Origin of the sequence: Mesorhizobium sp. ESP6-5 (assembly GCF_020164695.1) — a bacterium.
In the GTDB taxonomy this organism is placed as follows: domain Bacteria; phylum Pseudomonadota; class Alphaproteobacteria; order Rhizobiales; family Rhizobiaceae; genus Mesorhizobium; species Mesorhizobium australicum.
Map to the genome: position 1 here is coordinate 98,356 of NZ_JAIUGR010000019.1, position 8,693 is coordinate 107,048.

12 protein-coding genes are annotated in these 8,693 nt (G+C 62.5%); 8 read left to right on the top strand and 4 right to left on the bottom strand.

What is annotated here, in order from left to right:
• The first annotated feature begins 2 nt into the window (after positions 1-2).
• From cyoC to LB524_RS26690, 7 genes are all read left to right on the top strand, one after another.
• The gene (cyoC, locus tag LB524_RS26660; RefSeq protein WP_411909944.1) at positions 3-629 is read left to right on the top strand and encodes a cytochrome o ubiquinol oxidase subunit III; all 627 of its coding nucleotides are present in this window, start codon (positions 3-5) and stop codon (positions 627-629) included.
• Positions 626-1,003: a cytochrome o ubiquinol oxidase subunit IV gene (gene cyoD, locus LB524_RS26665; protein WP_224531284.1), complete on the top strand. Its 378-nt coding sequence runs from the start codon at positions 626-628 to the stop codon at positions 1,001-1,003. Before cyoC ends, cyoD begins: the two co-directional genes overlap by 4 nt.
• On the top strand, positions 1,000-1,806 hold the full coding sequence (locus tag LB524_RS26670; RefSeq protein WP_224531286.1) for an SURF1 family protein: 807 nt from the start codon (positions 1,000-1,002) through the stop codon (positions 1,804-1,806). Before cyoD ends, LB524_RS26670 begins: the two co-directional genes overlap by 4 nt.
• Positions 1,803-3,155, top strand: a complete 1,353-nt coding sequence (locus LB524_RS26675) for an ATP-binding protein (RefSeq protein WP_224531287.1) — start codon at positions 1,803-1,805, stop codon at positions 3,153-3,155. Before LB524_RS26670 ends, LB524_RS26675 begins: the two co-directional genes overlap by 4 nt.
• Positions 3,145-3,681: a response regulator transcription factor gene (locus tag LB524_RS26680; protein ID WP_224531289.1), complete on the top strand. Its 537-nt coding sequence runs from the start codon at positions 3,145-3,147 to the stop codon at positions 3,679-3,681. Before LB524_RS26675 ends, LB524_RS26680 begins: the two co-directional genes overlap by 11 nt.
• 227 nt (positions 3,682-3,908) lie before the next feature.
• A complete protein-coding gene (locus tag LB524_RS26685; protein ID WP_015316470.1) occupies positions 3,909-4,517 on the top strand; it encodes a cysteine hydrolase family protein in 609 nt (202 codons plus the stop codon).
• Between the two features lie 78 nt (positions 4,518-4,595).
• Entirely contained in the window at positions 4,596-5,858 is a 1,263-nt protein-coding gene (locus tag LB524_RS26690; RefSeq protein ID WP_224531291.1) for a DUF763 domain-containing protein, read from the top strand.
• Between the two features lie 11 nt (positions 5,859-5,869).
• Here LB524_RS26690 and LB524_RS26695 read toward each other — a convergent pair whose 3' ends face one another.
• Entirely contained in the window at positions 5,870-6,070 is a 201-nt protein-coding gene (locus LB524_RS26695; protein ID WP_224531292.1) for a KTSC domain-containing protein, read from the bottom strand.
• A 70-nt stretch (positions 6,071-6,140) separates the two neighbouring features.
• A complete protein-coding gene (locus tag LB524_RS26700; RefSeq protein WP_224531293.1) occupies positions 6,141-6,578 on the bottom strand; it encodes a GFA family protein in 438 nt (145 codons plus the stop codon).
• Between the two features lie 167 nt (positions 6,579-6,745).
• On the opposite strand from LB524_RS26700, the gene LB524_RS26705 reads away from it, so the two are divergent.
• Positions 6,746-7,357: an alpha-ketoglutarate-dependent dioxygenase AlkB gene (locus LB524_RS26705; protein ID WP_015316474.1), complete on the top strand. Its 612-nt coding sequence runs from the start codon at positions 6,746-6,748 to the stop codon at positions 7,355-7,357.
• 160 nt (positions 7,358-7,517) lie between these two features.
• Here the strand turns inward: LB524_RS26705 and LB524_RS26710 are convergent, their stop codons facing one another.
• On the bottom strand, positions 7,518-8,375 hold the full coding sequence (locus tag LB524_RS26710; protein ID WP_224531294.1) for a DUF1236 domain-containing protein: 858 nt from the start codon (positions 8,373-8,375) through the stop codon (positions 7,518-7,520).
• A 123-nt stretch (positions 8,376-8,498) separates the two neighbouring features.
• Positions 8,499-8,693: SDR family oxidoreductase (locus LB524_RS26715; RefSeq protein ID WP_140790503.1), on the bottom strand; the 195-nt coding region annotated here is incomplete at its 5' end.

The window sequence follows — 8,693 nt, forward strand, 5'->3', positions numbered from 1 at the left end:
GCATGGCATCGACAGCAATCACAGCCGGCACCGAACCGGTGTTTCACCTGGAAGAGGAGCATGCGCACGCCGAAGGCGGCTCCACCATGCTCGGCTTCTGGCTCTATCTCATGAGCGACTGCCTGATCTTCGCGATGCTGTTCGCCGCCTATGGCGTGCTTGGCGGCAACTACGCGGCCGGGCCGGCACCCAAGGACCTGTTCGACCTCGATCTGGTGGCGGTCAACACCGCCATGCTGCTCTTCTCGTCGATCACCTATGGCTTCGCCACGCTGACCATGGACAGGGGTCGCGTGGGGGCGACGCAAGCCTGGCTCGCCGTCACCGGCCTGTTCGGCCTGGCGTTCCTGTCGATCGAGCTCTATGAATTCTCGCACATGATCCATGAAGGCGCGACACCGCAGCGCAGCGCCTTCCTGTCGTCTTTCTTCACCCTGGTCGGTACGCACGGCCTGCATGTCACCTTCGGCATCGTCTGGCTGGTGACGCTGATGACCCAGGTCGCACGATTTGGCCTCGTCGAGGCGAACCGCCGCCGGCTGATGTGCCTCTCGATGTTCTGGCATTTCCTTGACGTCGTCTGGATCGGCGTCTTCACCTTCGTCTATCTGATGGGAATGTTGCGATGAGCGCTCATGATCATGCCGAGGGTCACGGCCATGCCCATGGAGGAGCAGCACACGGATCGTTCCGGAGCTATCTGACCGGCTTCATCCTGTCGGTGATCCTGACCGCCATCCCGTTCTGGCTGGTCATGAGCGGTGCCATCGACGACAAGCAGGCGACGGCCATTGTCATTATGGCCTTCGCGGTCGCGCAGATCGTCGTCCACATGGTCTTCTTCCTGCATATGAACACCACCTCGGAAGGCGGATGGTCGATGCTGGCGCTGATCTTCACGCTGATCCTGGTCGTGATCGTACTGACCGGCTCGCTCTGGGTGATGTATCATCTCAACGCCAACATGATGCCGGGGCTGCACGACATGCGCGAGATGCCATGAGCCCGGTTGCGGGCTCTGGGAGAACCAACGCCGAGGCGACGGGCATCGGTCCGCGGCCCGCGTCGCAAGAGGGCGCCGGCCGGTCGTCCGCATCGCGCCTTGTCCTTGTGCTGCTCGGGCTCCTCGGCGTGCTGGTGTTTGTCGGGCTCGGCATATGGCAGCTGGAGAGGCGGGCCTGGAAGCTCGACCTGATCGCCCGTGTCGACCAACGCATTCATGCCCCGGTTTTCGAAGCGCCTGGCCCGGAGAGCTGGAACGGCATCACCGCAGCCCGCTACGAATACAGCCATGTGCGATTGGCCGGACGCTTCCTGGGCGGCGCCAACACGCTGGTCCAGGCGGTGACGGAGCTTGGCGGCGGCTATTGGGTGCTGACGCCGATGCGGACCGACAGTGGCTTCGTCGTGCTGGTCAATCGCGGCTTCATTCCCCCGGAGCGCAAGGCCGAGTTCGGACAAGAGAGCGGCGGCTCAACCGCGCCGGTCATCATCGATGGACTGTTGCGCATGAGCGAGCCAGGCGGTGGCTTCCTGCGCAAGAATGACACCACGGGCAATCGCTGGTATTCGCGGGATGTCGCTGCCATCGCAACCGCGCGCGGCCTGACGGATGTCGCACCCTATTTTGTTGATGCTGAGGCATCCGGCATCGACGGCTGGCCACACGGCGGGCTGACCGTCGTGACTTTCCGCAGCAGCCACGTCATCTATGCTTTGACCTGGTTCACGCTCGCTGCGATGCTTGCCCTCGCCCTGGCCAGGCCGATGACCGGCCGCCCCCAGCGGCAAGGACCAGCAAGATGAGCGTCCCCACGCAAGCGCTCCGCCGCGACAAATCGCTGGTGACGGCGTCCCTTGCCGCCAACAATGGCGCGGTACCAAATCCCGAAGCAACGAACAGGAAGAACTTGTTCCTGCTCATCCAACTGCGTTGGCTGGCGGTGGCGGGTCAGGTGCTCACCATTCTGGCGACGCAATACTGGTTCGAGATCCCGCTGCCGCTGGCGAAGATGGCCGGCGTTGTGCTTTTCCTGGTTGGCCTCAACATCTTCAGCTTGCTGGTCCTGCGCGGTGTCAGGCCGATCACCAACACCCAGCTCTTCGTCGCGCTCATCTTCGACATGGCGGCACTGACGACGCAGCTTTACCTGAGCGGCGGCGCGTCCAATCCGTTCGTATCGCTCTACCTTCTGCAGATCACGCTCGGCGCGGCACTGCTGACCCCAAGGTTTACCTGGATCCTGGTGGCGGCCGCGTCGGCCTGCTTCGTCTTCCTCATCTTCCTTTTCCAGCCGATCGCCATCCCGCATCATGGCGGCAGCGATCTCCTGTCCCTGCATATCAGGGGCATGTTCATCTGCTTCGTGCTGGCCGCCGGCCTGATCGTGATCTTCATGACGCGCATCGACCGCAACCTGCGCGAACGTGATGCCTATCTCGCCGACCTGCGCCAGCGCTCGGCCGAGGAGGACCACATCGTGCGCATGGGCCTGCTGGCCTCCGGCGCCGCGCACGAATTGGGTACGCCGCTTGCCACGATATCCGTCATCCTGTCCGACTGGCGCCAGATGCGCACCCTTGCACGCAACCGCGAACTGGCGGCCGACATGGCCGAAATGCGGGCGCAGATCGAGCGCTGCAAGCGCATCGTGTCCGGCATTCTGATGTCTTCCGGCCAGGCCAGAGGCGAGGGAACGATACGCACCACCATTCGCGGTTTCCTCGACGATCTGGTCGAGGAATGGCGCATCAGTCGCCAGCCATTCAAGCTGGAATACACGAACGATTTCGACCCGGACGAGCAGATCGTGTCCGACACGGCACTGAAGCAGGTCATCTTCAACGTGTTCGACAACGCCCAGGAAGCGTCGCAGGCTTGGGTCGGCGTCACTGCCGAGCGGCAGGGCGACAAGCTGGTGATCGCCGTGCGCGATCGCGGGCCGGGTTTCGACGAGACTATTCTGGCAGCGCTTGGCCAGCCCTATATGTCGAGCAAGGGACGGCCAGGGGGCGGTCTTGGTCTTTTCCTTGTCATGAATGTGGTCCGGAAACTGGGAGGCGATTTTTCCGCGCGCAACATGGAGCAGGGCGCCTGTGTTACGCTTTCGCTGCCGCTCGCGGCGCTGACCGACGGAGATGATCATGAGGCCTGACCGATCCCTCTTTATCGTCGAGGACGACGCGACCTTCGCCAAGACGCTGAAGCGCTCCTTCGAAAAGCGCGAGTACGACGTCATGGTCTGCCACGACAGGGAAGCCTTGCTAGACGCCCTCGAAAAAGCCGTTCCGACTTATGCCGTAGTCGATCTCAAGCTTGGAGCCGGCGGTTCCGGGCTGGAGTGCGTCAAGCTGCTCAGCGCCCGCGATGCGTCGATCAGGATCGTCGTGCTGACAGGGTTTGCCAGCATCGCCACGGCGGTCGAGGCGATCAAGCTCGGCGCCAGCCATTACCTGGCCAAACCCGCCAATACCGATGACATCGAAGCCGCCTTCGGCCGTGCCGAGGGCGACGTTTCCGTACCGCTTTCCAGCCGGCCCACCTCGATCAAGAACCTGGAGTGGGAGCGCATCCACGAAACCCTGGTCGAAACCGGCTTCAACATCTCCGAGACGGCGCGCCGGCTTGGCCTGCACCGGCGCACTCTGGCCCGCAAGCTCGAGAAGCGTGTGGTGAGATAGCGGGAAGGTCCGGCGAGCCGGTGCCGCTCTCGGCACAGCCTTAAAAGAGGACCGCCCCACAGCTCCGACAGTTTTATGCGAGCGCCTCCGTTCACCGCGGCGGAGACGCCGGCCATCCGCGTCGGTCCCTGTAGGCGGCTCAGGAACGAGTTCCCGCATGCGGCGTTGCGTATCCGGATGGCAGTGCCGGAAGTCATGAGAACGCACCGCCGGTCGGAGATGCGTTGATGTCGATGCCAGGCTTGGCTTATGGCCCATTGGGCGACCGGTGCATGCATGTCTGTGTGGATATGCAGAAGCTGTTTGCCGAACCGTCACCTTGGGCGACGCCTTGGATAACCCGTGTCCTGCCTCAAATTGAGAGGCTGGTCGAAAGGCGTGCGGAACAGACGGTCTTCACGCGCTTCCTGCCTGCGCAAAGGCCGGGGCAAGGCGCTGGTACATGGAAACGCTATTATGAGCGCTGGGCCTCCATGGCGATCGACAATATCGGGCCGGAGATGATCGAATTGTTGCCGGCGCTGGCCGCTTACTGTCCGCCGGCGGCAGTCATCGACAAGCACATCTATTCCCCCTGGTTCGAAGGGCGCCTCAGGGCCTTTCTGATGGAACGCGAGATCGACACGCTGGTCGTCACGGGAGGCGAAACCGATGTATGCGTCCTAGCCACCGTGCTCGGCGCCATCGATTTCGGCTATCGCGTGGTGCTCGTCACCGACGCATTGTGCAGCTCTTCCGACGCAACGCATGACGCGCTGCTTACCGTCTATCACCAGCGCTTCGCGCAGCAGGTCGAGACAGTCGAGATGGAAACGGTTCTCTCGAACTGGACTTGACGCCAGTGTAGCGTCAGCCTTCCCTGCGGGGTCTGTAGTGCTTATCTGTCCCAATCGCGGACATTGGAGCAGGCAAACGTGGCGCAACGATCGGGCAGTGCTGATCTTCCCCTTCACGGTGGACGCGTGCCGAAATGGCTGGGCGACCGCATGACGCGTCTCGGTGCCGTCATGTGCGAGGCGATCATCCATCACTATGGCCGCAACGAATTGCTGCGGCGTCTGGCGCATCCGTTCTGGTTCCAGTCCTTCGGCGCCGTCATGGGCATGGATTGGCATTCGTCCGGCATCACCACCAGCGTCGTCGGCGCCTTGAAACGCGGCCTCACGCCGCTGTCGGGCGAACTCGGCATCCACGTCTGCGGCGGCCGTGGCGCGCATTCGCGCAAAACCCCCCACGAGCTTGCCTCCATTGGTGAGCGCATCGGCTTCGACGGAGCCCGCCTTGCGACCGCCAGCCGGCTTGTCGCCAAGGTGGACAGCGCCGCCGTTCAGGACGGGTTCGACCTCTATCTGCATGGCTTCATCGTCACCGACGACGGCGACTGGGTGGTGGTGCAGCAAGGCATGAACGGCGACAGCAAGGTGGCGCGCCGCTACCATTGGCTGTCCGAAGGTTTGAAGAGCTTTGTCGACCAGCCGCATGCTGCCATCGAAGGCGCCAACCAGGGCGAGATCGTCAACCTGACCGACCGCCGCGCCGAAGCCTCGCGCCAGGGACAGCTTGATCTCCTCCAGGATCTTGGGCCGGACCGCATCCTTCGGGAGTTCGCCGCGCTGGAGCCTGGTACGGCACCGGCTCCGGTGCAGCCCCTGCTGCCGCATTTGATCATGCCGGCTCATCACGACGTCCGCGAAAGCGACGTCGTGATGCATCGGCTTCATGGCAACATGGCCGCCGCCGCCGAGCGAGGTCCAGCCGATTTTGCCGAGCTTCTCCTGGTTCCGGGCGTAGGCGCCCGCACGGTGAGGGCACTCGCTCTCGTTGCCGAAGTGGTGCATGGCGCGCCTTGCCGATTTTCGGACCCGGGTCGTTTTTCGCTGGCGCATGGCGGCAAGGACAGGCATCCGTTCCCTGTACCGCTCAAGGTATATGACGAGACGATCGGCGTGCTGAAGTCCGCCGTGCAAAAGGCCAGGCTCGGTCGCGAAGAGGAAATCGGCGCCCTGAGGCGGCTCGACCATCAGTCGCGGCAGGTCGAGCGATACGTCACGGGTCCCAGCCTCAAGGAAATTGTCGCCGGCGAATTCGACCAGTCGCATCTGCTTGGCGGCCGCAGTGTCTTTGGTTGGGAACCGGCGCCGGATGAGATGGGCGCCGACGAGAACAGGAAGGCATGACGGGCCGGGCATCACGCCACGCGACGGTACCTGTGGTGGTCCTTGATGAATTTATTGAAGAAGCGGCCTTTCGAAGGAGCGCGCATGAACGCCGCATAGGTAGCCAGGGCGACGTCCTCATAGTCATAGCGGTTGCCGTGCGGCACGAACCAGACCGAGAGGATCCTGGTCGCGGGATCGTATTGCGTGTTTCGAATGACGGTCGATGGCATGCTGGCACCTGACGGCTCAGCCAAATAACCCGCCAGGCGTGGTGCGGTTCCGTGCCGCCATCCGACATCGCTACCTGTCGCTTGGGTTGCCGAACTTCGCATCGCGTTTCCTCGAATATCGATCGATGCGCGGCAGCTTGTCGGCAAAGTCGACCCAAGGCAGCCTGAGGTCCCAATAGGCATGGGCCTGTGGCCGCAGCCCTTCGGGTTTGTCGAAGAATCCGATCGTCAGATAAAGCTCGTCCGGCAGCCCTTCGTCGCTATAGCTTATCGAACTCCCGCAGTCGGGACAGAAAGTGCGGATAACACCCGGCGTCTTGGAAAAGGCCTTTGGCGCCCCCCTCAAAAGATTGATTTGGCTCGGCCGATACCCGACCCAGACGGTGAGTGGACTGCCGATGGCCCGTCGGCAATCGTCATCGTGATCGTAGCATATCCAGAAAGGCTCACCGTCCATGGTGGCGGCGATCGCCCCGCAAAAGCAGGCCCCGGTTTCAACGCGCGGCATCCGGCACTCCAAGGCTAGAACGTGTCCGGCGGCCTCCGACGGAACCGCCGTTGCTAAACTTTCACGCTCCTCCCGCGGTTCCGTTGCGCCGGTTTTGGGACGTATCCAGGGCGGGCAAGCGCGGTTCCCATATTGCCTTGTGGTCCGGCCTTCACCATCTGGGCAAAATGTCGCCGCTCAAACCGAAAACAGCCGGCCGTGTGGCCCAGCACGATCTCTTCGGTGCCGCTCAGGATGATCTGCCGGAGGGTTTCGCCTACCAGACCGGACTGATCACGCCACAGGACGAAATCGAACTCGTCCATCATCTAGAGGCGCTGCCCTTCAAGGCCTTCGACTTCCATGGCCATCTGGCAAACCGGCGTGTCGTCGGTTTTGGCCTTCGCTACGATTATGACCGGCGCGAGGTGGTCGAGGCACCGCCGATACCTGATTTTCTGCTGCCCTTGCGCGAAAAGGTCGCGGCTTTTGCGCGCCGGCCGGCCGAAACCTTCGCGCAGGTCTTGATCAACGAGTACCGGCCCGGCGCCGGTATCGGCTGGCACCGCGACAAGCCGCATTTCGAGGATGTCGCGGGCGTTTCGCTGCTGGCGCCCTGCGATTTTCGCCTTCGGCGCAAGAATGGGTCTAAATGGGAGCGTCGGACCATCACTGTCGAGCCGAGATCGGCCTATCTCATGACGGGGCCGTCGCGGTCGCAATGGGAGCACAGCATCCCGCCGCTTGCCGAGCACCGCTACTCGATTACCTTGAGGACATTGCGGCCTCGCAATCCCTGAGCATGCGCAGAGGTTTGCACGGGAAGTTCCGCATCATCTCGCCATAGTGCTCAACCCGACCCGCGTGCAGCGGGGCGGGTTGAACGATCCTGTGCTCTAACTCTTTGTTTTTACGCAATTCCGAACGGAAAACCGCTACGCACTTTTCCCTGGAATTGCCCTAGGTCAGCACCAGCACGATTTTGTATGTATCCGGATCGACGATGACGATCCGGCCGTCGGCGAGAACGAAATACTCGTACGCCTCGTAGGCCGGAACGATCTTGACGATGCGAGCCGGCAAGCGATGCAGCCTGACCTTGTGCCGCGGAACTTCGATGCCGACGGAGACGTCGAAGTCGACGTTCGTGACCGGCTCGACCTTGGTTTCCCTGATCACATGAGTGATCTGGGTCTTCTGTTCAACCGTCACATTGTTGATGGAAGCGGTCGAGGTCTTGTCCTGCGTGGAGGCCTTGCCTTGGGCCTGCTGATCGGTCTGGACCTTTGTCTTGTCCTGAGCCTGCTGATCCGTGGTGGTGCCGGCCTTGCCCTGTGCCTGCTGATCGGTCTGGACCTTTGTCTTGTCCTGAGCCTGCTGATCCGTTGTGGTGCCGGCCTTACCCTGTGCCTGCTGGTCGGTCTGGACCTTGGTTTTGTCCTGGGCCTGCTGGTCGGTCTTGGTGCCAGCCTTGCCCTGCGCCTGCTGGTCCGTCTGGATCTTCGTCTTGCCCTGGGCCTGCTGGTCCGTGGTGGTGCCGGCCTTGCCCTGGGCCTGCTCGTCCGTCTTGGCCTTGGCCTTGCCCTGTGCCTGCTCCTCTGTCTTGGCCTTGGTCTTGTCCTGAACCTGCTGATCAGTCTGGGACTTGGTGCCCTGCGCCTGCTCCTTCATCTTCGAGCCCTTCTGGCAGTTGGTCGTGCCGGAAGCGCAATTTGTGTCCGCTCCTGATTGGCTGTCGGCGGGCTGCTGCGTCTGAGCCATCGCCGTCCCGCAGCCTAGCCCGATCGCCAGCATGCTGGTAATGAGAACATGTTTCATAGGAAATCTCCTTCGGAGAGTTCGTCCCTTCAAGGGGTAAAACTTCGGCCAAAAAAGATTGTTCCGAACTGGCTGCGTTAATGCACCACTCCCGATTGGGTCCCGAGATCGATCTTCACGGTCTTACTTCACGCCGATGCCGGCGGTGAGGCCGCCATCTATCTTGTAGTCGGCGCCTGTGCAGAAGCCGGCCTTCGACGAGCACAGGAAAGCGATGAGTTCCGCCACTTCCTCCGGTTCCCCGATGCGGCCGAGCGGATGGGCCGCGCCGAAGCGCCTGTAGGCCTCTTCCACGTCGGCATCGCTGCCGCCGTCGCC

What these genes read in the sequence shown, in the direction of transcription:
- cyoC (WP_411909944.1), top strand. Translation starts at nt 3, where the DNA reads ATGGCATCGACAGCAATCACAGCCGGCACCGAACCGGTGTTTCACCTG.
- cyoD (WP_224531284.1), top strand. Translation starts at nt 626, where the DNA reads ATGAGCGCTCATGATCATGCCGAGGGTCACGGCCATGCCCATGGAGGA.
- LB524_RS26670 (WP_224531286.1), top strand. Translation starts at nt 1,000, where the DNA reads ATGAGCCCGGTTGCGGGCTCTGGGAGAACCAACGCCGAGGCGACGGGC.
- LB524_RS26675 (WP_224531287.1), top strand. Translation starts at nt 1,803, where the DNA reads ATGAGCGTCCCCACGCAAGCGCTCCGCCGCGACAAATCGCTGGTGACG.
- LB524_RS26680 (WP_224531289.1), top strand. Translation starts at nt 3,145, where the DNA reads ATGAGGCCTGACCGATCCCTCTTTATCGTCGAGGACGACGCGACCTTC.
- LB524_RS26685 (WP_015316470.1), top strand. Translation starts at nt 3,909, where the DNA reads ATGTCGATGCCAGGCTTGGCTTATGGCCCATTGGGCGACCGGTGCATG.
- LB524_RS26695 (WP_224531292.1), bottom strand. Translation starts at nt 6,070, where the DNA reads ATGCCATCGACCGTCATTCGAAACACGCAATACGATCCCGCGACCAGG.
- LB524_RS26700 (WP_224531293.1), bottom strand. Translation starts at nt 6,578, where the DNA reads ATGCCGCGCGTTGAAACCGGGGCCTGCTTTTGCGGGGCGATCGCCGCC.
- LB524_RS26705 (WP_015316474.1), top strand. Translation starts at nt 6,746, where the DNA reads ATGTCGCCGCTCAAACCGAAAACAGCCGGCCGTGTGGCCCAGCACGAT.
- LB524_RS26710 (WP_224531294.1), bottom strand. Translation starts at nt 8,375, where the DNA reads ATGAAACATGTTCTCATTACCAGCATGCTGGCGATCGGGCTAGGCTGC.